The 24,062-nt window shown below is 53.2% G+C and carries 23 protein-coding genes and 1 pseudogene; 7 read left to right on the top strand and 17 right to left on the bottom strand.

The window, feature by feature from the left end:
- The first annotated feature begins 721 nt into the window (after positions 1–721).
- Positions 722–2,884 carry an ornithine decarboxylase SpeF gene (speF, locus tag J8X26_RS18415; protein ID WP_152327728.1) on the top strand — a complete coding sequence of 721 codons (2,163 nt, stop codon included), beginning with the start codon at positions 722–724 and terminating at the stop codon, positions 2,882–2,884.
- Positions 2,885–2,955: 71 nt separating this feature from the next.
- Here speF and mltC read toward each other — a convergent pair whose 3' ends face one another.
- The 3 genes from mltC to mutY form a co-directional block, all read right to left on the bottom strand.
- Complete coding sequence (mltC, locus tag J8X26_RS18420; protein WP_152327729.1) at positions 2,956–4,035, bottom strand: membrane-bound lytic murein transglycosylase MltC; 1,080 nt, start codon at positions 4,033–4,035, stop codon at positions 2,956–2,958.
- A gap of 67 nt (positions 4,036–4,102) precedes the next feature.
- The gene (locus tag J8X26_RS18425; RefSeq protein WP_101075311.1) at positions 4,103–4,375 is read right to left on the bottom strand and encodes an oxidative damage protection protein; all 273 of its coding nucleotides are present in this window, start codon (positions 4,373–4,375) and stop codon (positions 4,103–4,105) included.
- The gene (gene mutY / locus J8X26_RS18430) at positions 4,372–5,466 is read right to left on the bottom strand and encodes an A/G-specific adenine glycosylase (protein ID WP_152327730.1); all 1,095 of its coding nucleotides are present in this window, start codon (positions 5,464–5,466) and stop codon (positions 4,372–4,374) included. The genes J8X26_RS18425 and mutY overlap by 4 nt, the downstream gene beginning before the upstream one ends.
- Before the next feature lie 219 nt (positions 5,467–5,685).
- Here mutY and trmB point away from each other — a divergent pair, with 219 nt between their 5' ends.
- From trmB to J8X26_RS18450, 4 genes and pseudogenes are all read left to right on the top strand, one after another.
- On the top strand, positions 5,686–6,405 hold the full coding sequence (trmB, locus tag J8X26_RS18435) for a tRNA (guanosine(46)-N7)-methyltransferase TrmB (protein WP_152327731.1): 720 nt from the start codon (positions 5,686–5,688) through the stop codon (positions 6,403–6,405).
- Positions 6,405–6,732, top strand: a pseudogene (locus J8X26_RS18440) (YggL family protein). The gene trmB and the pseudogene J8X26_RS18440 overlap by 1 nt, the downstream one beginning before the upstream one ends.
- 74 nt (positions 6,733–6,806) lie before the next feature.
- Positions 6,807–7,733 carry a glutaminase B gene (glsB, locus tag J8X26_RS18445; RefSeq protein ID WP_165059139.1) on the top strand — a complete coding sequence of 309 codons (927 nt, stop codon included), beginning with the start codon at positions 6,807–6,809 and terminating at the stop codon, positions 7,731–7,733.
- Between the two features lie 24 nt (positions 7,734–7,757).
- Positions 7,758–8,492 carry a DUF2884 domain-containing protein gene (locus J8X26_RS18450; RefSeq protein WP_208951574.1) on the top strand — a complete coding sequence of 245 codons (735 nt, stop codon included), beginning with the start codon at positions 7,758–7,760 and terminating at the stop codon, positions 8,490–8,492.
- Positions 8,493–8,558: 66 nt separating this feature from the next.
- On the opposite strand, the gene hemW is transcribed toward J8X26_RS18450, so the two are convergent.
- The 6 genes from hemW to J8X26_RS18480 all read right to left on the bottom strand — a co-directional run bounded on the left by hemW (position 8,559) and on the right by J8X26_RS18480 (position 12,815).
- Complete coding sequence (gene hemW / locus J8X26_RS18455; RefSeq protein ID WP_208951575.1) at positions 8,559–9,695, bottom strand: radical SAM family heme chaperone HemW; 1,137 nt, start codon at positions 9,693–9,695, stop codon at positions 8,559–8,561.
- Entirely contained in the window at positions 9,688–10,296 is a 609-nt protein-coding gene (locus tag J8X26_RS18460) for an XTP/dITP diphosphatase (protein ID WP_208951576.1), read from the bottom strand. The genes hemW and J8X26_RS18460 overlap by 8 nt, the downstream gene beginning before the upstream one ends.
- A 33-nt stretch (positions 10,297–10,329) precedes the next feature.
- Entirely contained in the window at positions 10,330–10,635 is a 306-nt protein-coding gene (gene yggU, locus J8X26_RS18465) for a DUF167 family protein YggU (RefSeq protein ID WP_152327736.1), read from the bottom strand.
- Positions 10,620–11,174, bottom strand: coding sequence for a YggT family protein (locus tag J8X26_RS18470; RefSeq protein ID WP_104923215.1), 555 nt, complete (start codon positions 11,172–11,174; stop codon positions 10,620–10,622). The genes yggU and J8X26_RS18470 overlap by 16 nt, the downstream gene beginning before the upstream one ends.
- 21 nt (positions 11,175–11,195) lie before the next feature.
- Complete coding sequence (gene proC, locus J8X26_RS18475) at positions 11,196–12,017, bottom strand: pyrroline-5-carboxylate reductase (RefSeq protein ID WP_152327737.1); 822 nt, start codon at positions 12,015–12,017, stop codon at positions 11,196–11,198.
- A 78-nt stretch (positions 12,018–12,095) separates the two neighbouring features.
- A complete protein-coding gene (locus tag J8X26_RS18480) occupies positions 12,096–12,815 on the bottom strand; it encodes a YggS family pyridoxal phosphate-dependent enzyme (protein WP_208951577.1) in 720 nt (239 codons plus the stop codon).
- A 22-nt stretch (positions 12,816–12,837) separates the two neighbouring features.
- On the opposite strand from J8X26_RS18480, the gene J8X26_RS18485 reads away from it, so the two are divergent.
- On the top strand, positions 12,838–13,860 hold the full coding sequence (locus J8X26_RS18485; protein WP_208951578.1) for a type IV pilus twitching motility protein PilT: 1,023 nt from the start codon (positions 12,838–12,840) through the stop codon (positions 13,858–13,860).
- Here J8X26_RS18485 and ruvX read toward each other — a convergent pair.
- The 8 genes from ruvX to metK form a co-directional block, all read right to left on the bottom strand.
- The gene (gene ruvX / locus J8X26_RS18490; protein WP_152327740.1) at positions 13,851–14,279 is read right to left on the bottom strand and encodes a Holliday junction resolvase RuvX; all 429 of its coding nucleotides are present in this window, start codon (positions 14,277–14,279) and stop codon (positions 13,851–13,853) included. The genes J8X26_RS18485 and ruvX overlap by 10 nt on opposite strands.
- Complete coding sequence (locus J8X26_RS18495; RefSeq protein WP_152327741.1) at positions 14,279–14,842, bottom strand: YqgE/AlgH family protein; 564 nt, start codon at positions 14,840–14,842, stop codon at positions 14,279–14,281. Before J8X26_RS18495 ends, ruvX begins: the two co-directional genes overlap by 1 nt.
- Before the next feature lie 126 nt (positions 14,843–14,968).
- Positions 14,969–15,919: a glutathione synthase gene (gshB, locus tag J8X26_RS18500; RefSeq protein ID WP_208951579.1), complete on the bottom strand. Its 951-nt coding sequence runs from the start codon at positions 15,917–15,919 to the stop codon at positions 14,969–14,971.
- Between the two features lie 11 nt (positions 15,920–15,930).
- Positions 15,931–16,662: a 16S rRNA (uracil(1498)-N(3))-methyltransferase gene (rsmE, locus tag J8X26_RS18505; RefSeq protein ID WP_152327743.1), complete on the bottom strand. Its 732-nt coding sequence runs from the start codon at positions 16,660–16,662 to the stop codon at positions 15,931–15,933.
- A gap of 100 nt (positions 16,663–16,762) precedes the next feature.
- Entirely contained in the window at positions 16,763–17,476 is a 714-nt protein-coding gene (gene endA, locus J8X26_RS18510; RefSeq protein WP_208951580.1) for a deoxyribonuclease I, read from the bottom strand.
- 93 nt (positions 17,477–17,569) lie between these two features.
- On the bottom strand, positions 17,570–18,091 hold the full coding sequence (locus J8X26_RS18515) for a SprT family zinc-dependent metalloprotease (RefSeq protein WP_208951584.1): 522 nt from the start codon (positions 18,089–18,091) through the stop codon (positions 17,570–17,572).
- 75 nt (positions 18,092–18,166) lie between these two features.
- Complete coding sequence (locus J8X26_RS18520) at positions 18,167–19,561, bottom strand: sugar porter family MFS transporter (protein WP_152327746.1); 1,395 nt, start codon at positions 19,559–19,561, stop codon at positions 18,167–18,169.
- Positions 19,562–19,975: 414 nt separating this feature from the next.
- A complete protein-coding gene (metK, locus tag J8X26_RS18525) occupies positions 19,976–21,130 on the bottom strand; it encodes a methionine adenosyltransferase (RefSeq protein WP_152327747.1) in 1,155 nt (384 codons plus the stop codon).
- Between the two features lie 856 nt (positions 21,131–21,986).
- Here metK and speA point away from each other — a divergent pair.
- Positions 21,987–23,969 (top strand): biosynthetic arginine decarboxylase, encoded by a 1,983-nt coding sequence (gene speA / locus J8X26_RS18530; protein ID WP_152327748.1) that lies wholly within the window; start codon positions 21,987–21,989, stop codon positions 23,967–23,969.
- Positions 23,970–24,062: the final 93 nt, after the last annotated feature.

Consider the following 24,062-nt stretch of genomic DNA (forward strand, 5'->3'; position numbering starts at 1 on the left):
GATTTTCAATCCCTTGCTCTACCGACTGAGCTATCCGGGCAACGGGGCGCATTAAACCGTATTGGGCATGTGTCGTCAACGGCTTTTTGTAACAACGGTGGCGTTCGTCACCCGACTGATGCTTTTTACCGCATTTTGGCGATTTAACTTACGATACCGGGAAAGTGTCTGTCAAAACAGGGTGGGATGGGCGGATTTTCGCGTTTTGTGATGTCGCATTCTGTAAGAATTTCCCGCAATGTTCAGGGTTGAACAGGGGAATAAAAGATGCCATTATTGCGCCGATTTATTAAACAACTCTGATCCCGTTTTCACGCGACAGCTCAAGAGGGTTGCGGCATGGCTGGTTTATCACATCGCGCTTTTCGTAAGTGCAGAAAAAATCTGATGATGATCTCCGGGTGCTGTAATCACCACGATTCCAGTTTTCCTCCTTTTGCAGATCCTTTCATGCGGTAAGGCTACCGTTTGCCTGCTGTTAGATATTAGTAAAAACAGAGCGCACCTCTGATTTTACTGTTGTCTATCAGACGTGGCCTGGCCTGAACGTCGATCTGTCACCACTTTGCCCCTCGGGCATCGTTTCATCGCACTCGACCTCGCGCTCAAGCCAACGTCATTTGCCGGGCTGGACTCTGCGCATTATACCTTTAAGACGTAAGAACCAGCTCATTGCCGTGCCCTGTGGCACACCCTCTTACTTAACCGTTTGAGAGTCTGAATGAAACACTTAAAACTTGCAGCAAGCGCTTCTGTCGCCCCTTATCTCCAGACGTCCCGCCTGGTCGTCGATCTGCGTCGTGCCGATTATGCCGACGTGGCGGCCATCATTATTTCTGTCGGGGATCTGAATCACGGCAGGCTGGCGGAGATAGAAACGCTGGGATTCGGGATCCCCGCGTTTGTTGCAGTGCAGGGAACGGAGCAGATTGCGCCGGAGTTTTTACCGTCGCTGAAAGGCGTGATTACGCTGTCCGATGCCAATCAGGCGTTCTATGCGGCGCAGATTGAATCGGCTGCGCAGGGCTATGAAGAAGCTTTGTTCCCGCCGTTTTTCGACACACTGAAAAAGTATGTCGAGATGGAGAACGCTACCTTTGCCTGTCCGGGGCATCAGGGCGGTGAGTTTTTCCGTCGCCATCCGGCAGGGCGTCAGTTCTATGATTTTTACGGCCCGAACATTTTCCGTTCCGACATGTGCAACGCCGACGTCAAACTGGGCGATTTGCTGATCCACGAAGGCTCGGCGAAGGATGCGCAAAAGTATGCGGCGAAAGTCTTCAGCGCGGATAAAACCTATTTTGTGCTCAACGGGACTTCTGCCGCGAACAAAGTCGTGACCAACGCGCTGCTGACGCGCGACGATCTGGTGCTGTTCGACCGTAACAACCATAAATCCAACCACCACGGCGCACTGCTTCAGGCGGGCGCGACGCCGGTGTATCTCGAAACCGCACGCAATCCGTTTGGTTTTATCGGCGGCATCGACGCGGCCTGTTTCGATGAAGCTTATCTGCGCAAACAAATCAAAGAAGTGGCTCCGCAACGTGCTGGAGAAAAACGTCCTTTCCGCCTGGCGATTATCCAGCTCGGCACGTATGACGGCACCGTGTATAACGCGCGTCAGGTGGTCGATAAAATCGGGCATCTGTGCGACTACATTCTGTTTGATTCTGCATGGGTCGGTTACGAGCAATTCATCCCGATGATGAAAGAGTGCTCGCCGCTGTTGCTGGAACTCAACGAAAACGATCCGGGCATTATCGTCACGCAGTCCGTGCATAAGCAGCAGGCCGGGTTCTCGCAGACGTCGCAGATCCATAAAAAAGACAATCATATCAAAGGCCAGAAGCGTCATTGCAGCCATAAGAAGCTGAATAACGCATTCATGATGCACGCTTCAACCAGCCCGTTTTATCCGCTTTTTGCCGCGCTTGATGTCAACGCGCGTATTCATGCCGGTGGCAGCGGTAAACATATGTGGATGGAGTGCGTGAAGCTGGGTATCGAAACCCGCAAAATGCTGCTCGATCAGTGTTCGATGATTCTGCCGTTTGTTCCGCCGGTGGTCGGTGGAAAGCGCTGGCAGGATCATGAAACCGCTGAAATGGCGAACGATGTGCGTTTCTTCGATTTTGTGCCGGGCGAGCGCTGGCATGCCTTCTCGGGTTACGCGGAAAAACAGTATTTTGTTGATCCTTGCAAGCTGCTGCTGACCACGCCAGGCATTGATGCGTCCAGCGGGAAATATACCGAGTTTGGTATTCCCGCGACGATCCTGGCGAACTACCTGCGTGAGAACGGCATCGTGCCGGAGAAATGCGATCTCAACTCGATCCTTTTCCTGCTGACGCCAGCCGAAACGCCGGCCAAAATGCAGCTGCTGGTGGAAGAGCTGGTTCGCTTCGAGCAGTACATCGAAGAAGACGCGCCGCTGAGCGAAGTGTTGCCGACCGTTTACCGTAAAAACGAAGACAGATACCGCAACTACACCATCCGCCAGTTGTGCCAGGAAATGCATAACCTGTACGTCAGTTTTGATGTGAAAGAGCTGCAAAAAGAGATGTTCCGCGAGAAGAGTTTCCCGAAAGCGGTGATGAACGCGCAGGACGCCCATAACGAGTTTATCCGCGACAATATTGAACTGGTGCCTGTCGGCGAAGCCGAAGGCCGTATCGCGGCGGAAGGTGCGTTGCCGTATCCGCCGGGCGTTCTGTGTGTCGTGCCGGGCGAGCTGTGGGGCGGCGCTGTGCAGCGTTACTTCATGGCGCTGGAAGAGGGGATTAATCTGCTGCCGGGCTTCTCGCCTGAACTACAGGGCGTTTATATCGAGAAAAAACCTGTCGGCTGGAAGCGTATTATGGGCTACGTCGTCGCGGAGTAATCCGCACACGCTCACGCAGAAATGAAAACGGAGGCCAGCGGGCCTCCGTTTTTTTTTGTACCGCAATCACATCAGTCTACACGGCGATAGCTGCGCTGCGTGTTGTTCACTTTGTACAGATAGCGGCGCGATTCGGCTGACGGATGTTTGGTGGTCAGCGTGGTATAGACATCGCCCGGCGCCATGTTGTTGATGATGTTGAACGCCTGCGTTTTGTTCTGTGAGAACACGCGCAGCACGCTGCCTGCACCGCCATTGTAGGCCGTGATCACGGCGTAACGGCGTGACGTCGGGTTACTGATGTTCCCCAGATACGTCGTTTGCAGCATCGCCAGATACGCGGTGCCGGTGTTGATATTGTTCTGCGGATCGAACAGATAGCTTCGGCTCGGTTTGCCCCACTTGCCTTCGGATTTAAAGACGTCAACCCCGGCGGAATGCTGCACAACCTGCATCAGGCCCAGCGCATCGGCGTTACTGACCGCATACGGGTTAAAGGCGGATTCGGTTTGCATGATCGCCAGGATCAGCGACTGATCGACGCCGTATTTGGCGGAGGCTTCGCGGATCATCGGCAGATATTTATGCGCACGCTGATTCAGGTGGTTTGGCACCATCTGGATCGTGACGGAATAAATGATATGCATGCCGGACTGGCGGCGCATCAGTTTGTTTTGCACCAGATAATCGGCAAAGCTGTTGGCACGGCCGACCCAGCGGATAGGCTGCCCGGTGTTGTCGAGAACCTGCCCGTAAAGCATCGGCTCACGGCTGATCTGGATATCGTTGGCGTCGGAATAGAGGTCAACATTGCCCGGATCATCGCCCACCAGTAAGGTGCTGACGATCGCCTGACGCAGGCTCGCGGCCGGATCGGTGCCGGAAATGGTTTCAATCGTGATGGTACCCGCATCAAAGTTGATGTGGCTGCGGGTGTAATACTGATCGCTATACTTTACGTAGTCTTTCGGACCCGCAATCAGGACTTCATTCATACCCCAGATATTTTCGATGTTATGAGCGAACTGCCCCATCAAAATATCGAATCCGTTGGTGTCTTTTACGAAAGCTTCGTCGAACTGGTTTTTTTTACTGCCGGAGCAGGAAATCAGCATCGGTGCGATAACCAGCAAAGCTAAAATTTTCTTCATCTGAAAACCATTTCTGGTGAAAGAAGCAGGCCGCGCACGAGCCTGCCTAAATTTCTGTTCCTGAACGTTATTTTGAAGGCGGGGTGTAGCCTTCAATATGAACATCCTGACCTTCAAACAGGAAATTAACCATTTCCTGTTCCAGCAGTTTCCGGTCGTCCGGGTTCATCATGCTGAGTTTCTTTTCGTTGATCAGCATGGTTTGTTTGGTCATCCACTGAGACCAGGCTTCTTTCGAAATTTCGTTGAAAATACGTTTGCCGATCTCGCCCGGATAAAGCTGGAAGTCCTGTCCTTCGGCATCGCGTTTCAGAAAAGTACAAAAAATCGTTCTGCTCATGCTAATTCCTTATGATCATTCTGTTGGGACGGTTTTTTGCCATCGGCTTGTTTTGCCAGAGAGGTCAGCAAACGCTCGACCGGTGCGGCCAGCCCGACCTGTTGTGGTTGCGCTAAGTTATACCAGAGACCCGCACCTTCATCCATGCAACCCGCTGTCGTTCGCAGATTTAACCACATCGGGACGATATCCAGATGGAAATGGCTGAAAGTGTGGCGAAAAGCGGTCTGCTGCTGCAACTGATTTTGCGTAACACCGTATTTTTGAAGCCCCTGCGCCAGTTCTTCTTCTGTCGCAAATTGCGGGAAGCAAAATAAACCGCCCCACAGGCCCACCGGCGGCCGCTGCTCCAGCCAGACTTTTTCGTCCTGCTGAATCATCAGCATAAAGGCCGTTTTTTCCGGCAACGTCGTCTTGGGTTTTTTACCCGGATATTTTGCCCAGCTGTGATGTGCGTAGGCTTCGCAGCCGGATTTCACCGGGCACAGTTCACATTTTGGTTTGCTGCGGGTGCAGACCATTGCCCCTAAATCCATCATCGCCTGATTAAACTGCGCGACACCTTCAGCCGGTGTGACGTCTTCGCTTATTTTCCACAAACGATTTTCAGTTTTCTTCTCGCCCGGCCAGCCGTCAACGGCATAACACCGGGCCAGCACGCGCTTCACGTTACCGTCTAAAATGGGATAGTGCTGGTTTAGCGCCAGCGACAATACGGCGCCTGCGGTCGAACGACCAATGCCCGGCAACGCGAGAATTTCATCAAAGGTGGTCGGAAACACGCCATTGTGCTGAGTGGCAATAGTTTGCGCCGCTTTATGCAGGTTACGCGCCCGGGCGTAATAACCCAGACCGGTCCACAGATGCAGCACTTCATCGAGCGGGGCGGCGGCGAGATCGGACACCGTCGGGAAGCGTTCCATAAACCGTTCGAAATAAGGAATAACGGTTGCGACCTGCGTTTGCTGCAACATCACTTCAGAAAGCCAGACTTTATAAGGCGTTTTGGCGATTTGCCACGGCAGCGTTTTACGGCCATAGCGCTGATACCAGTCGAGCACCAGCGGCGAAAAAGTGGAGGCTTCCATCATGGGTGAATTACAGTCCGGCAGGGTTAAAAGACGGGGCTGATCACATCACAGTTCCCGTCTGGCTGTAAACCGGAACTTTCCGCACTGTATTGACGGATTTCCTGCCCGCAAGCCTTGCTAATCGGGAGTAAGTTTGGATAATGCGCCATTCTTAACAGTTAATGACCAAAATACAGCAGTGACCGAATACCGCGTCTTGCGTAACGGAGTGGAAACACCATGAAAAACGACGTCATTTCTCCGGAGTTCGATGAGAACGGTCGCGCAATGCGCCGTATCCGCAGCTTTGTCCGCCGTCAGGGCCGTCTGACAAAAGGTCAGCAATTTGCGCTGGACAACTTCTGGCCGGTGATGGGCGTGGAGTTTCAGACTGAAGCTCTGGATATTGATGCCTTATTTGGTCGCTCAGCACCGGTTGTGCTGGAAATCGGTTTTGGTATGGGCACGTCGCTTGTCACCATGGCGCAGCAGAATCCTGACCAGAACTTTATCGGGATCGAAGTGCATTCGCCGGGCGTCGGTGCCTGTCTGGCAACGGCGCACGAAGAGGGCGTCAGCAACCTGCGCGTGATGTGTCACGATGCGGTTGAAGTACTGGAAAAAATGATTCCGGATGGCTCGCTGGACATGGTACAGCTATTCTTTCCTGACCCGTGGCATAAAGCGCGTCATAATAAGCGCCGTATCGTGCAGCCTGAATTCGTTGAGAAACTGCGCAGGAAATTGAAAGTGGGTGGCGTATTCCATATGGCAACCGACTGGGAGCCGTATGCAGAACACATGCTTGAGGTGATGACCAGTCTCGAAAACTGGGCAAATCTGTCGCAGGAAAATAATTATGTACCGCGCCCCGAATCGCGCCCGGTAACTAAGTTCGAAATGCGTGGCCAGCGTTTAGGCCACGGCGTGTGGGATCTGATGTTTGAGAGGAAGCAATAATGGCTACAAATCGCAGTCGTCGTTTACGTAAGAAGTTACACATTGCCGAGTTCCAGGAACTGGGCTTCTCTGTAAAATGGCGTTTCCCGGAAGGTACCGCGGTAGAAACCATTGACGAATCACTGGATAAATTCATTGACGGTGTGATCGAGCCAAACAAACTGGCCTTCGACGGCAGCGGCTTATCTGCAATGGGAAGGTCTGGTTTGCCGTCAGGATATCGGTCACTGCACTGATGAACAGCGCGCGCAGGTCAAAAAATGGTTAGAAGACCATAAAATGGAAGACGTTGAAGTTTCAGACCTGTTCGATATCTGGTGGGATTGATTCTGCCAGCAGTTGAACACTGAATCTTTTAAAGGTGCCTTTCCGGCACCTTTGTTACATCTGGAGGAAGGACGTTGGGTACCGAGCTCGATAACAGTTTGCTGGAAGATATTCTTGCGCAGGTCAGGCCGCTGATTGGCCGTGGTAAAGTCGCCGACTATATTCCCGCGCTGGCAGAAGTCAGCCCTGATCATCTGGGGATTGCCGTGTGTACCACGAAAGGGGAGATCTTTCGTGCCGGTGATGCCAATACCCGGTTCTCAATCCAGTCGATTTCTAAAGTGCTCAGCCTGACGCTGGCGCTGACCCGCTATCAGGAAAGCGAAATCTGGCAACGCGTGGGCAAAGAGCCTTCCGGCCAGCCGTTTAACTCGCTGGTTCAGCTTGAGCTGGAACAGGGGAAACCGCGCAATCCGTTTATCAACCCCGGTGCGCTGGTGGTTTGCGATATGCTGCAAACCCGTCTGACTGCGCCCAAGCAAAGAATGCTGGAAGTGGTGCGTCAACTGGCCGGTTCGGCCGATCTCAACTACGATCGGCACGTTGCGCGTTCTGAATTCGATCATTCCGATCGCAACGCCGCGATCGCTTACCTGATGAAATCTTTCGGTAATTTCGATAACGACGTCATCACCGTGTTGCACACCTATTTCCATTATTGCGCATTGCGCATGAGTTGTGAGGAACTGGCGCGGACGTTCGTTTATCTTGCGAACAAGGGCCATCCGCTGGGTAATGAGCAGCCGCTGATTGATGCCCGTCAGGCGCGACAGATTAACGCAATGATGGTGACCAGCGGCATGTACGACGGCGCCGGTGAATTCGCTTACCGCGTCGGCATGCCGGGCAAGTCCGGTGTCGGTGGCGGCATTATTGCTATCGTGCCGGGAGAGATGTGTATCGCTGTCTGGTCGCCGGAACTTGATGCGGCGGGGAACTCTTTGGCAGGTATTGCTGCCTTAGAATTACTGGCGCAACGAATTGGCCGTTCAATTTTTTGAGTTTGCTGTCTTAAGGGAGAGTACATGTTAGTAAAAAGTGGAGTGGTAAAAACCGGACTGGCTGCATTGCTGGCGCTGAGTGCATGGAGCGTGCAGGCTGATTATCAGTGTGCCGTTCAGCCTAAAGACGACGTGATCATCAAGCCGCAAACCGTGCAGGTTGTCGGCAAAAGCGGTGACTTGCTGATGACCCCTAACGGCAATGTGACTCTTAACGGAAAAGACATGACCCTGAGCGCAAAACAGCGTCAGGAAGCCATCGATTATCAGGCTGGCCTGCGCCGTGACCTGCCATGGATTGATCAGGGCGCGACGGCGCATCTCGAAAAAGGCCGTGTGGCCGTTGACCGTGTGATTGTCGATAAACTCGGCAGCGACAGCAACGTGCGTAATCGTCTGGTCAAGCTGGATAAACAGCTGAAAGAGCAGATGAATCTGATTATCGAGCATCGCACTGACGGGCTGACCTTCCACTACAAAGCGGTGGATCAGGTTAAGCAGAATGGCCAGAAGCTGATGGAACAAACTATGGGCGGTGTGATGCAGGACAGCATCAACGAGATGGGCCTGAAACAAGCCACGAGCGGCGGCAATCCCCTGCAGGCAATGATGGGCAATCTCGGCGGTCTGCAACAGGCCGTACAGGAAGAGTGGAACAAACAGGAAAAAGAGTTTAAAGCCTTCGGCGATGATGTTTGTAAACGCGTCACCGCGCTGGATACCCAGCACAAAGCGTTACTGGCGGATTTGAAACAGTAATTTGCTAAATGCCAGACACAAAAAAACCGCGATTACGCGGTTTTTTTATCTTTGCGATCCTAATCCTTACTCCGCCAAAAAGAGCTCCAGCAGTGAGTTCAGGAACAGTTTTCCTTTGCCGGTGATCTGCCAGTGCGTCTCGGTTTCAACCAGATATTCTTTGGCGATAGCTTCATCTAACTGCGTGCGGATCACCGATTCATCCAGCCCGGTATACAACCCAAACTCTTCGCGTGGTGCGGCTTCGAGCAGACGGAAACGGTTCATGAAGAATTCAAACGGCAAATCTTCTGTTTCCACAGGATGCTGTTTGTCCATGTAACGTCCCTGCATATAACCACGCGGATGCTTGGTTTTGACCGTGCGCAGAATTTGCCCGTCGGGCTGTGTCAGCTTGCCGTGCGCGCCGCAACCGATGCCGAGATAATCCCCGAAGCGCCAGTAATTGAGATTATGCTGGCACTGATAGCCGGGTTTAGCATAGGCAGACGTTTCATATTGCTGATAACCGGCGGCCGTCAGCAGCCGGTCGCCTTGCTCAAAGATATCCCACAGCGCGTCGTCATCCGGCAACGTTGGCGGACGTGAGGCGTACATCGTATTAGGCTCGATGGTCAGCTGATACCACGATAAATGCGGCGGATTCAGTGCGATGGCCTGACGCAAATCGTCCAGCGCTTCTTCGAGTGTCTGATCCGGTAAACCGTGCATCAGATCCAGATTAAAACTGCGCAAATTCAGGCCGGTCGCCAGATGGGCGGCGCGTTTTGCTTCTTCCGGCCCGTGAATACGCCCCAGACGCTCCAGTTTTTGCGCATCGAAACTTTGCACACCAATTGAAATGCGGTTCACACCGGCGCGCTGATAGCCGCTGAAGCGGTCTGCTTCGACGGTACCCGGATTGGCTTCCATGGTGATTTCCGCACTGGCATCGAGAGGCAAACGCGCACGTACGCCGTCGAGCAGGTTTTGCATCGCTTCGCTGCTCAGCAGGCTTGGGGTTCCGCCGCCGATAAAAATTGTCCCTACGCTTCGGCCTACGGCCAGATGCAAATCTGCATCCAAATCGGCCAGCAGATGCGCGACATAGTCGTCGTGCGGCACTTCACCCTTTAACGCATGCGAGTTGAAATCGCAGTAAGGGCATTTTTGCACGCACCACGGAATATGAATGTAGAGACTCAGCGGCGGCAACTTACGCATTCTTCTGTACAGCCTCTTTCATCGCCGCCAGCAGCAGTTTCAGCGCCTGACCACGGTGCGATACCGCACTTTTTTCTTCACGCGTCAGCTCTGCGGCTGTTTTGCCCAGTTCCGGAACGAAGAAAATGGGGTCGTAACCAAAACCACCTTCACCGGCTTGTGCAAAGGCAATTTCACCCGGCCAGCTGCCGTGACACACCAGCGGCGTCGGGTCTTCTGCGTGACGCATGTAAACCAGAACGCAATGAAATTGTGCATTGCGCTGGCCCTGCGGCACGTCTTTCAACGCAACGAGCAGTTTGTCGAGATTTTGCTGATCGCTGGCATCAACACCTGCGTAACGTGCGGAATAAATCCCCGGCGCGCCACCCAGAAAATCGACGGCCAGGCCGGAGTCATCGGCCACAGCCGGTAAACCGGTTTCTGCCGCCGCGTGGCGGGCTTTGAGAATGGCGTTCTCAATGAACGTCAGGCCGGTTTCTTCAGCGGATTCAACGCCGAGTTCGGTTTGTGCGACAACGTCCAGCCCGAAATCGGCCAGAAGGTGTGCGAGTTCACGGACTTTACCGGCGTTGCCGGTAGCCAATACGACTTTTTGCATAAAATAACGTCCTGAAGACCATCTGAAATGAGTTTATTCAGCGAGCAGTACCGCGACCTCGGTCGGGATATTTTGCGGATTCGTAATGCGGACTTGTTTATGGCGGCCCAGCTCGCCCTTTTCAATGCTTATCTGACTTTTGGCGACTTTAAACTGTTTGGCGAGAAATTTCACCAGATGCGTGTTGGCCTGACCGTCCACTGGTGGCGCGGTGATGGCGACTTTGAATTCATCGCCATGCAAACCGACCAGGCTGTCGCGGCTGGCTTTGGGCTGAATAATCAACCGCAAAACCAGCGCATCGGACTGCCAGCTCACCGGATTTACGGCAACTGCCATAATGTTCCGATGTAATTTAAGTTCGCGAAGAAATTATCGAGAATATAAAGAATAATCACGATAATCATGCCTGAAAAATCGATGCCACCCAGCGCGGGTAAGATGCGGCGAATTGGCCCCATCAGCGGTTCAGTTAACTGCATCAGCAGATAATCCATCGGGCCACGACCCTGCGTTACCCAGCTCAGCAGGGAGCGGATAATCACAACCCAGAAAATCAGCGAGCCTGCGGTTTTGATTAACGAAACCAGACCCGCCAGCAAATTCACCAGGCTCAGTGAAATCCCGCCACTAATAATCAGCTCCATCAGCGGGTATTTGAGCGTCAGCAGCAGGAACGCAATCAGCAATGACGCGCTGTCAATCGGCCCCAGCGGCGGGATCACCCGGCGAAGCGGACGGATAACCGGCTGTGTGACTTTTACGACAAACTGGGATAACGGATTATAAAAATCTGTACGCGCCCACTGCATCCAGATGCGGAGCAGTAAAATCATTGCGTAAGTATTAATTACCATGACTAACAAATTGGTCAGCATAAATTGCCTTATCTAAGTATGTTAAAACTGTTTTTCCATTTCCTGTGCGCGGGTAATGGCGGCCTGCATGGCTTCGGAGACAATCTCCGGTAATTTACGATCGGTGAAAACTTTCAGTGCTTCAAACGTCGTGCCACCTTTGGACGTCACATTCTCACGAAGTTGTGACAATGGCGTGTCCGGGCTGGCGGCGACCAGCGCAGTCGCCCCGCTTGCAGCCTGTTCCACCAGCATCCGTGCCGCTTCTGCACTAAAGCCCAGACGCTGTGCTTCAGCCTGCATCGCTTCCATAAACAGGAAGAAATACGCCGGCGCACTGCCCGCAGCAGCAATAATATGGTTGATGCCTTCTTCGGTATCGACCCAGCACACTTTGCCGACGGCGGTCATCAGCTCGCCGCTGTAATCGCGGTCAGCTTGTGAAACCTGTTCTGGCGCGAACAAACCGCTCATGCCTTTTCCGACCAGAGACGGCGTGTTAGGCATAATACGCACAATGTTCAGATTATCGCCCAGCAGCTCGCAGAAACGCGCCACGCTGACGCCTGCGGCAATCGACAGTACCAGCTTGCCGCTAAAATCCACGTCTTTTTGCAGTGCTTTACATACATCGGCCATCATTTGTGGTTTTACAGAAAGTACCACCACATCAGCGTCTTTTGCGCAGCCATTGTTATCGCTGCTGCTTTTAACGCCATATTTTTCAGCCAGCGCGTCGCGGTGCGTGGTGGAAGGGGCACAAACGCTGACCAGATTTGCCGGATAGCCGCTTTCGACCAGACCCGCAATAATCGCGCCTGCCATGTTACCGGCGCCGATAAAACAGAGTTTACGATGTTGCATTGGTGCTCCTTGCTGTCAGAACAGGGGATAAGTAAGTCATTTAATGATGATTTAAAACAGTTTACTGCATCGCAGCGGTTACTGTTTGGCGCTGTAATCGCGGGCACCAAAAATCGCCGTCCCGATACGCACCATGGTGCTGCCTGCCGCAATGGCTGCCGGCATATCGTCGGTCATGCCCATTGAAAGCGTATCCGCTTGCGGGCAAATGACCTGCAATGCCTTCAGTGCGTCGCGCATCTGGCTGAAAACGTCCAGCTGGCGTGCGTAATCGGTTTCTGCCGCCGGAATTGCCATCAGACCGCGCAGATTCAGATTAGGCATCGCCATGATTTGCGCCGCCAGCTCCGCAACGTCTTCCAGCGCAATACCGGATTTACTGGCTTCATCGCTGATATTCACCTGAATCAAAACCTGTAATGGCGCAAGATCAGCCGGACGTTGTTCATTGAGGCGCTGGGCGATTTTCAGACGGTCAATCGTATGGCACCAGTCGAAATTCTCGGCCACCAGGCGGCTTTTGTTTGATTGCAATGGTCCGATGAAATGCCAGGTGAGCGCTGGCTGATGCCCGGCAAAGTGGGCAATTTTATCCACGCCTTCCTGCACGTAGTTTTCACCGAAGGCAAACTGCCCGGCGGCGATAGCTTCTTCGACAGCGCTCGCAGGTTTCGTTTTGCTGACTGCAAGCAAAGTAACTTCTTCTGGAGACCTGCCGCAAAGCTGTGCAGCGGCTGCGATTTTCTCGCGGACATTCTGTAAGTTCTGCTCAATAGCGTTTTGCTGACTCAGGCTCATAAGGACTCGGGAGGATTTCAACATGGATATTGATGGATTAGTGGGGCGTAGTGTAAAGCAAAATGCCTCTGATCTGCACCTTTGTACCGGCTATCCGCCAATGTTACGCATTGATGGCGAATTATGCCGCTGCGAGGATCTGCCGGTTGTTAAGGCGTCGGCGATGCAGGCACTCAGCCAGCAGTGGCTGGATACCGCGCAGCTTGACTGTCTGCATCAGGCCGGACAGGTGGATAAAGCGCTGACGCTCGGGGCGGGCGTGCGGATGCGGCTCAACATTTTTCAGCAATGGCACGGGCTTTCCGCGGCGCTGCGACCCATTCCGGCGCATTGTCCGGATTTGGCCACGCTTCACGCGCCTGACGTTTTGCAGCGGCTGATTATGCAGGAGGATGGCTTGATTCTGGTTACCGGCGCGACCGGTAGCGGGAAATCCACCACGCTGGCAGCGCTGATTAACCATCTCAACCGGCATACGGCGCGGCACATCATTACGCTTGAGGATCCCATTGAGCTGATTCATACCAGCCAGCGCTGCCTGATCCAGCAGCGTGAGCTGGGGCAGCATACGCGCTCTTTTTCTGAGGCCGTGCGCGGTGCCCTGCGTGAGGATCCGGATGTGTTGCTGCTGGGGGAACTGCGTGACACCGAAAGTATCCGGCTGGCGCTGACCGCGGCAGAAACCGGGCATCTGGTACTGGCAACCTTGCATACGCGTAATGCCACGCAGGCGATTGACCGGCTGGTCGATGTTTTTCCCGTAGAAGAAAAGGCGTTTGTCCGGGCACAGCTGGCAGGCAGTTTGCGGGCGGTGATTGCCCAAAAGCTGGCGGTAACGAAAGCGACGGAGGAACAGCAGGGCGGAAGGGTGGCATTGTTTGAAGTGCTGACATCAACGCCGGGTGTGTGCAATCTGATCCGCGAGGGGAAAACGCATCAGCTGGCCGATGTACTGCAAACCGGCGCACAGGCCGGAATGCAGACATTTGCGCAGAGCCGCCAGCAGCGGCAAAGCGCCGGGTTACTGGCTGCGGATCAGGACTGACTCCATTGTTTCTCGAACCAGCTTTCCAGAATGATGACCGCCGAAGCCGCGTCCACGCTGCCTTTGTCCAGCGCGCGAAAGCCGCCACGGTCAAACAAATCCGCGCGTGCTTCAACGGTGCTCAGACGTTCGTCATGCAGCTCCACCTGAACGCCAAAACGGCCATGCAGACGGTTGGCAAACTTGCGTGCACGTGCCGTCAGCGGCTGTTCTGTACCGTCCATGTTCAGCGGCAGACCAACCACGACCAGATCAGGAAGCCATTCTTTCAGCAGCTTTTCGATCTTCAGCCAGTCCGGCGTGCCGTCCTGCGCTTTAAACGACGTCAGCGGGCGCGCCGTGCCAGTGACTTCCTGGCCGATCGCAAGGCCGATGCTTTTGGTGCCGAAATCGAAGGCGAAGACTGTGCGGTTACCCATTATGCGTGCCCTGCGTGGGTGGCAAGCTGGCTGACATCCACGCCGATCATTTTCGCGGCTTCACGCCAGCGGTCTGCAATCGGTGTGTGGAAGAGAATGTCGCTGCTCGCTTCAATGGTCAGCCATGAATTTTCCAGCAATTCCTGCTCCAGCTGCCCCTGTTCCCAGGCCGCATACCCGAGCGCCACCAGCACATTTTTCGGCTGGTCAGGCGTGCCCAATGTTTCAAGAACGTCTTTGGACGTAGTGATCATGGTGCAGTCTGAAATCCGGATACTGGACCCAAAACCTTCACGCGGCGTATGCAAAATAAAACCACGATCGTCTGCCAGAGGGCCGCCGGAAAAGACCGGGCGGTCGAGGCGGATTGCCGGATCGCGTGGCTCAGGGCTGATATCGAGTTTATCGAGCACATTTTCGACGGTGAAATCTTCGACCAGTTTATTAATCACCAGACCCATTGCGCCGTCTTCATTATGTTCGCAGATATACACGACCGAACGTTTGAACTGGGGTTCGTCCAGTCCGGGCATCGCAATAAGAAAGTGATGTTGTAGATTCATGGTATGTAGGATGTTTAACCTCAAAATAGAAACAAAATCAGACAAGCCAGTTTATTACGGCAGCGTCATCAAAAAAAGCGGGCTATCCGGCAGTGCGGATAACCCGTTAATGACGATATTGCGTGATTAGCGTGCAGCCAGACGCTTTTCGATAGCGTCCATCAGCATACCGGTGATGGAAATCGGGAATGCGGCTTCGATTTCACGCGCACAGGTCGGGCTGGTAACGTTAATTTCGGTCAGGCGATCGCCGATGATATCCAGACCGACAAAAATCAGGCCTTTTTGCTTGAGGATTGGTGCAACGGTGCGGGCAATTGCCCAGTCGCTTTCGCTCAGCGGACGTGCTTCACCGCGGCCACCGGCAGCCAGATTGCCACGGGTTTCACCTTGTGCAGGAATACGCGCCAGGCAGTAAGGCACCGGCTCGCCGTCGACAACCAGAACGCGTTTGTCGCCGTCTTTAATGGCAGGCAGATAGTTTTGCGCCATGCAGAAACGGCTGCCGTGCTCGGTCAGTGTTTCGATGACAACGGAAACGTTCGCGTCTTCCGGTTTCAGGCGGAAGATTGATGCGCCGCCCATACCGTCGAGCGGTTTGAGGATCACATCGGTATGTTCTTTATGGAACGCTTTCAGCTGTGCCGCGTTGCGTGTTACCAGCGTGTCCGGCGTCAGTTCTGGGAACCAGGCGGTGAAAAGCTTTTCGTTACAGTCGCGCAGGCTCTGCGGTTTGTTGACGATCAGCGTGCCTTTTTCTTCGGCGCGTTCAAGGATGTAAGTGGCATAAATAAATTCGGTATCAAACGGCGGATCTTTACGCATCAGGATCACGTCGAGCTCCTGCAGGGCGATATCCTGTTCGGTGCCGAATTCATACCAGCCGTCATAATCCTGCTTTACGCTGAGCTTTCTGGTGGTCGCACGGCCTTCGCCGCCGCGCAGATACAGGGAATTCATTTCCATGTAATGCAGCTCGTAGCCACGACTCTGCGCTTCGAGCAACATTGCGAAACTGGTATCTTTTTTGATGTTGATGGAAGAAATCGGGTCCATCACGATGCCAAGCTTGATCATTTGGTCTCCTCTTAACCCAGATCGCCGAAACGAACCTGTAAGGCCGTTATCGCGGTGAGTGCTGTAGTTTCTGTACGCAGAACACGGGGTCCCAGCAGGATATCAGTAAATCCGTAACCGGAGGTCATTGCAATTTCGTCGGCGGATAAACCGCCTTCCGGGCCGATCAGCAGGCGAACATGATTCACCGGCAGCGGCAGGGTATTGATGCTGTGACTGGCGCGAGGATGCAGGTTCAGCTTCAGGCTGTCGTCCTGCTCGGCGCACCAGGCTTCAAGCTGCATGACCGGACGAATTTCCGGAATGCGGTTTCGGCCACACTGTTCACAGGCGGCAATGGCGATTTTCTGCCACTGCTGCAATTTCTTTTCCAGACGCTCACCGTCCAGTTTCACGCCACAGCGTTCGGAAAACAGCGGCGTAATGGTATTCACGCCCAGCTCAATGGATTTCTGGATGGTGAATTCCATCTTCTCGCCGCGCGAAATCACCTGGCCGAGATGCAGATTCAGCGGTGATTCATTGTCTGACAGCACGCCTTCTTCCAGGCTGACGCGCACGTTCTTCTTATCCACCTGCGTAATGCTGGCGTCGAAGATCTGATTACTGCCGTCAAATAACTGAATGGCCTGACCAGGCTGCATGCGCAGAACGCGCCCGACGTGATTCGCGGCATCTTCACTGAGCGCAATTTCGCTGTGCGCGTTTAACGGTTCAGGGTGATAAATGCGAGGTATGCGCATGTGAGGCTGCTGTCCTTAAAGTCTTGAGAGGGGTTATTTTGGCGACATTAGTCCGCATTGTCGCGAACTAATGTGCTCTGATGATGAGTTTAATACTAAGTTAGCTTTTTCTTTGCGCGCAAGCCTGCTGAACGTACGGATTGTGATTTCCCTGCACATTCGCAATGCGGTTATCGCGTTCGCATTCCCAGGCGGTGACCGGATACTGGCGATCCCAGGCAGTAAACAGCTGAGTTTGCTGACGGGACAGGTTCAGTTTGTACTGGTCGCGCATGTAGAAATAGGTGCGTGCGATGGCGCCGCGTGCACGGGCTGGCGGCTCGGCGGCTTTGGCTTTGAAGTCGACTTTCATCCCGCATTTGCCGTACTGGCCTTCCCCGCCGTTCCACTGACTGTACATAAAGTTGTTGCGATCGCCGTTCACTTCGCCGATAGCCGGTTCAAGGTTGTGCAAATCCGTTTCTATCTGGCGATAGTCGGCGTTTTTCGCACAGTTTTTGCGTCCGCCATCCTGCCAGCACTGCATCTGATGGCCGAACTGCCAGGCGGGAACCACATGCTCCCACTCAATCCTGCTGGCGCGTTGTTCGCTTTTACGTACCTGATAGCCACAGGATTGCAGATCCGGCGTGCCTTTTTTCCCCTGCCAGCTGATGGTACAACCGCAATAAAATGTAGGCGCACCCTGATTAATTTTCACTGCCGCCGCTTTGGCCTGAGTGAAATTATTAATGGCGTTGCCAGACTGGCTGAAAGCGCTCAGCGGTGCCAGAGCACCGATAAACAGAAAGGATAAAAGTGTTTTACGAAACATGTTTCCGAATAGCCCGAGTGTAAAAGGTCGCAAGGGTAACGGATGCGAAGCGGTGTGACAATCAGACAATATGGCTATTTAGTGATTGAAAAATCAGCAGTTAGCGGTGCCTTTAGCGTTAAAACGTAACAACTCACCGCAATGCCGGCAGCGATATTCTGACTCTTTACGCATCACTTTATTGTGGCGTCGGACAGTCAGCTGGTGATCACGGCAGGCGCATAAATATGGGTAGGTTTTGCTTTGCACCGAGGCGACTTCGAACTTGTGCGTCCGGCTGGCGGAAACACCCAGCACATGTTCCATCATCCAGCGCCACTCTTTGCCATGCGGCGCCGGTGCGCGTCCAAACCGCCGGTAAACCAGCAAATGCGCCAGCTCGTGCGGAACCACTTCATCAATAAAAGGCTGCTGGTTTTCCATCAGCAAGACAGGGTTAAGACGGATTTGCCAGTGCTGGAGGTACGCGCTGCCCGCGCTGGTACCGCGTTGCTGATATGTGATTTCCGGCTCCGCGTAATCGGTGGCAAAAAACTGATTTGCCATCTGGAGTTTTTCCCGCAGGCAGCGCATGACGGCTTGTTGCAGGGCGATGGGAAGGCGTGAGGTTTTCATCAGGCGAAGGATAAATCGGTGGGAAGCGAGATGCAATATTGAATTCCTCCCCTTTGCAGGGGAGGAATGGCGGGCTTACTTACCGATGTCGCGCAGCGCTTCACCTTTCATCAGGTTGCGTTCGATGTGTTCCAGAGAGACGTTTTTGGTCTCAGGGATTAACGCAATGGTGATGAAGATGAACACAACGTTCAGCGCCGCGTAAACCCAGAAGGTGTTGGCGTTGCCGAGGCTGTCGAGCATGGTCAGGAAGGTCGCGCCCACGATCATGTTGGCAATCCAGTTGGTCGCGGTTGAAACGGTGATACCGAAATCACGGCCTTTCAGCGGCTGAATTTCAGAACACAGAACCCAAATCAGCGGACCGGCACTCATCGCAAAACCTACGATGAACATCAGCAGCATCGCGATAGAGAAGTATTTCGCGGCATCTGATACAACGCCAATGTGCAGCATAGTCCCGAGCACGCCCATACCGACGGCCATAACCAGGAAGCCCAGTTTCAGGGTAGGTTTACGGCCCCAGCGGTCAACCAGACCGATGGCGATAAAGGTCGCCAGAACGTTAACCAGACCGACAATGACCGTTCCCCACATTTGTTGAGACGTGCTGGCAAAACCGGCAATGCCGAAGATTTTCGGTGCGTAATACATGATGACGTTCATGCCGGTGAACTGTTGCATGACCTGCAACAGGATGCCGAGGTAAACCGCACGACGGAAGTTTTTGTTGTTAGTGAACAGACCCCAGCCGCTTTGTTTTACTTTCAGGCTTTCACGGATTTCATCCAGCTCACGTTTCGCCTGTTCGCTGGAATCACGCAGTTTTTCCAGAACACGGCGGGCTTTGCCATCGTCACCGCGTGCGGCCAGCCAGCGCGGACTGTCCGGCAGGAAAAATACGCCAATCAGCAGCAACACGGCAGGGATGGTGATAACGCCCAGCATCCAGCGCCATGCGCCGGTGTAGCTGAATGCGGTATCAGACAGGTACGCCGCCAGAATACCGATGGTGATCATCAGCTGGTACATGGAAATCATGCTGCCACGGATTTTTTCCGGTGCAATTTCTGACAGGTAGATTGGCGCAGTGTAAGACGCGACGCCGACCGCCAGACCCAGCAGGACGCGGGCAATAATCAGAATTTCTGTGTTTGGCGCGAAGGCTGAACACAGGGAACCGGCAACGAACAGGATCGCGCCAATCATCAGGCTGTACTTACGGCCAATGCGGAAGTTCATCCAGCCACTGCCGACAGCACCGACGGCGGCACCAAACATCATGGAGCTGACCACCCATTCCTGCTGGTGGCTGGTGATTTGAAAATCATGGCTGATAAACGGAAGGGCACCAGCGATGACGCCGATATCTAAGCCGAACAACAGTCCGGCCAGCGCAGCGAGAAAACACACAAAGAAAGTGACGCTTTTGTTCGAGCGTTTTCCTTTGGTCGAAGTTGAGTTGTTCATCCGGTCTCCAAAATAATGCAATCGTTTTGAGTTTGTAATAATGCTTAGGTTGTTATGTTATTTACCCTGTACACAGCTTAACGTGAACCCGGTCACAGTGTTGTAATCGTTTACACTTATAGGTGTCATCGGGAATGTTGTTCGGTAAGGGTTTCAATGAGATATGCAGCAGGGAAGGGGCTTTCATGCAGAGTAATAGCCCATAAATTGATTTATATCAATCAAAATTATGTGACACATTTTTAATCATAAAAATAATCTATTAATTTATAACAAGTTATTATCTGTAACCGTTTTCACATGTCTTTAAAAATCAGATTCCATCCCTATTCATTCCGCGCTAATCCCCTAAAAACAGGCAATAAAAAACCCCGCCGCAAGGACAGGGTTTCAGTGCAGAACAGTCTGAAAAACTTATTTCAGGCCGGCAGCTTCGCGCAGCTGAGCCGCTTTGTCGGTTTTTTCCCATGGGAAATGTTCGCGACCAAAGTGACCGTATGCAGCGGTTTCTTTGTAGATCGGGTGCAGCAGATCCATCATCTGAATCAGGCCGTATGGACGCAGGTCGAAGAACTCGCGCACAAGCAGGGTCAGCTGTTCGTTAGAAACTTTACCCGTACCGAAGGTTTCCACCATGATGGAAGTCGGTTCAGCCACGCCAATGGCGTAAGACACCTGGATTTCACAACGGTCAGCCAGACCGGCTGCCACGATGTTTTTCGCCACATAACGTGCAGCGTAAGCAGCAGAGCGGTCAACTTTCGACGGATCTTTACCTGAGAATGCACCGCCGCCGTGACGGGCCATGCCGCCGTAGGTATCAACGATGATTTTACGTCCGGTCAGACCGCAGTCGCCCATCGGGCCACCGATAACGAAACGGCCAGTCGGGTTGATGTGGTATTTGGTGCTGGCGTTCAGCCATTCTGCTGGCAGTACAGGTTTGATGATTTCTTCCATCACCGCTTCCTGCAAATCTTTCAGCGCAATGTCTTCAGCGTGCTGAGTGGACAGCACAACGGCATCGATGCCAACGATTTTGCCTTCGTCATACTGGAAAGTGACCTGGCTTTTCGCATCAGGACGCAGCCATGGCAGGGTGCCTGATTTACGTACTTCAGCCTGACGCTGCACCAGACGGTGTGCGTAAGTGATTGGAGCTGGCATCAGAACGCTGGTTTCGTTGGTAGCGTAACCAAACATCAGACCCTGGTCGCCCGCGCCTTGTTCCAGCGGGTCAGTGCGGTCAACGCCCTGATTGATGTCCGGAGATTGCTTACCAATAGCGCTCAGTACGGCACAAGAGTTGGCATCGAAACCCATGTCAGAATGGATATAGCCAATTTCGCGAACGGTCTGACGCGTGATTTCTTCAACGTCGACCCATGCGCTAGTGGTGATTTCACCGCCAACCAGGACCATGCCGGTTTTGACATAAGTTTCACATGCAACACGTGCTTTCGGGTCTTGCTCTAAAATTGCGTCCAGTACGGCGTCAGAAATCTGGTCTGCAATTTTATCTGGATGTCCTTCTGAAACAGATTCGGACGTGAAGAGGTGTTTAGCCATTATGTTCTTTACCTTACATACGACGGGTTAGATATCACTGCATAGCACCGGGGAGACGGGCAGATGAGGAGCTTAGCTCGTCATTGTCACAATGCGTCCTGCATGTCCCCATTAGGCAAAGCCTTAAAGCAGTTTGCGCATTAATCCCTAAAATTGCTACGGACGGATTAACATCTGGACGGCTATTTTAGGATAGCACCTGTGTTGAAAGCCAGTCATTTTTGTGGCGAACATGGCGTTATTGTGCGGGTTTGCAGTGATATTCACGCATAGAAACAATCCTGACGTCATTTTCATTTTGCAATTTCAGCAGGTTGCCGGTATAAACGGCGCGCGCTGTACACATTTATAGAGACTGTAGATCCCAGCGTATTCCAGTGATTACTGTTTTCTCAGCTCGAATGCCCGCGGGTGATGCGTGGCACGTGTGGAGGTGGTTAGGTTAATGACCCACTTTTTACCGGTTGTTACATTTCAACAGCATCCCCTGCAGCCTTTAATGCGCCTTGCAGCACTTCTTTCAGAGAAATGTCTGCCCTCTCTGCGATGTTACAGACAGCCTGACTACAGACAGGTCAGTCGCCGACATCTGTACGCTACTCAGTAAAACCGGGATCGTATTCCCGACATATAACTGATGTAGCCTGCGACCTCCGGGGTGATTTCCCCTGATTTCTTCCGACTCGTTACACGGAGTCTAAAAACGTGTTTTACAATGATATGAGTGAAAAACAGTCCCATGGCTGTGGCTCGCAGGGTTTTATCCTGTCTGAAAGCCAGCCTTGCGGGTTGTTCTCACCTGTTGTTACTGCGATAGTGGCTGGCCATGTTGTCAGTATAGAAAGAGGATTTACCTATGTCTGATGACATCCAGTCCCACCGTCCGTCACAACCGGGCGATACTGTTTCTTTGCGCTCCATGCAGGAGGTTGCCGTGAACGATCGTGATGCCAGCAAAATGCTGCGCACTTACAACGTTGCCTATTGGGGTAACAACTATTTTGACGTCAATGAACTGGGCCACATCAGTGTTTGCCCGGATCCTGACGAGCCTTCTGCCCGTGTCGATTTGGCGCAATTGGTGAAAGACATGCGCGAGCAGGACGGTCAGCGTCTGCCCGCTTTGTTCTGTTTCCCACAAATTCTGCAACACCGTCTGCGTTCGATTAACGGCGCCTTCAAGCGCGCGCGTGAATCGTTCGGTTATGAGGGTGATTACTTCCTGGTTTATCCGATCAAGGTTAACCAGCATCGCCGCGTCATTGAATCTCTGGTCGAGTCCGGCGAACCGCTGGGCCTGGAAGCGGGTTCAAAAGCGGAACTGATGGCGGTTCTGGCTCACGCCGGAATGACCCGTTCTGTTATCGTTTGTAACGGTTATAAAGACCGCGAATATATTCGTCTGGCGCTGATCGGCGAGAAACTCGGTCACAAGGTTTATCTGGTTATCGAGAAAATGACCGAGATTAAACTGGTGCTGGAAGAAGCTGAACGTCTGAACGTCATCCCGCGTCTGGGCGTGCGTGCGCGTCTGTCCTCACAAGGCTCCGGCAAATGGCAGTCCAGCGGTGGCGAAAAGTCCAAGTTTGGTCTGGCGGCGTCTCAGGTTCTGCAACTGGTGGAAATGCTGCGTGAAGCCGGACGTCTGGAAAGCCTGCAACTGCTGCACTTCCATCTGGGTTCACAACTGGCGAATATCCGCGATATCTCGACTGGTGTGCGGGAGTCGGCGCGCTTCTACGTTGAACTGCACAAGCTTGGCGTCAACATTCAGTGCTTCGACGTCGGCGGCGGTCTGGGTGTGGATTACGAAGGCACCCGTTCGCAGTCTGACTGTTCGGTGAACTACGGCCTGAACGAATACGCCAACAACGTCATCTGGGGTATTGGCGACGCCTGTAATGAACATGGTTTGCCGCATCCGACGGTGATTACCGAGTCTGGCCGTGCTGTAACCGCGCACCACACAGTTCTGGTTTCCAACGTGATTGGCGTTGAGCGCAACGAGTTCAAAGAGCCGGTTGCGCCGGAAGATGATGCACCACGTGCGCTGGGCAGCATGTGGGATACCTGGAACGAAATGCACGATCCGGAAAACCGTCGCTCACTGCGCGAATGGTTGCACGACAGCCAGATGGACTTGCACGACGTCCATTCGGCCTATGCACACGGTATTCTGGATCTGACTCAGCGCGCCTGGGCGGAAGATATCTACCTGAATATCTGTAATAAAATTCAGGATCAGCTGGATCCAAGCAACCGCGCGCACCGTCCGATTATCGACGAATTGCAGGAACGTATGGCCGATAAGCTGTACGTGAACTTTTCGTTGTTCCAGTCCATGCCGGATGCGTGGGGTATCGATCAGCTGTTCCCGGTTCTGCCGCTCGAAGGGCTGGACAAACCGCCGGTTGGCCGTGCGGTGCTGCTGGATATTACCTGTGATTCCGACGGGACTATCGATCACTACATCGACGGTGACGGTGTGGCGACCACAATGCCGATGCCTCCGTATGATCCTGAGAACCCGCCGGTGCTGGGCTTCTTCATGGTTGGCGCGTATCAGGAAATTCTCGGCAACATGCACAACCTGTTCGGCGATACCGCGGCAGTGGACGTGTTTGTGTTCCCTGACGGCAGCATAGAAGTGCAGCAGTCTGACGAAGGCGACACCGTGGCCGATATGCTCGAATACGTGCAGCTTGACCCGAATGTGTTGCTGACCCGCTTCCGCGATCAGGTAAAAGAAACCGATCTGGATGCGGAACTGCAGGCGCAGTTTGTGGAAGAGTTTGAATCCGGTTTATACGGTTATACGTATCTGGAAGAAGACGAATAAGGGCGCCGGTTTTCGGCTCTGAATGAAAGATAAAATAAAGGCACCTTCGGGTGCCTTTATTATTTAGGTTGTGAATATTCTATTTTTGAGGAT

The organism is Rahnella sp. ChDrAdgB13, assembly GCF_017655185.1.
GTDB classification, from domain to species: Bacteria; Pseudomonadota; Gammaproteobacteria; order Enterobacterales; family Enterobacteriaceae; genus Rahnella; species Rahnella contaminans.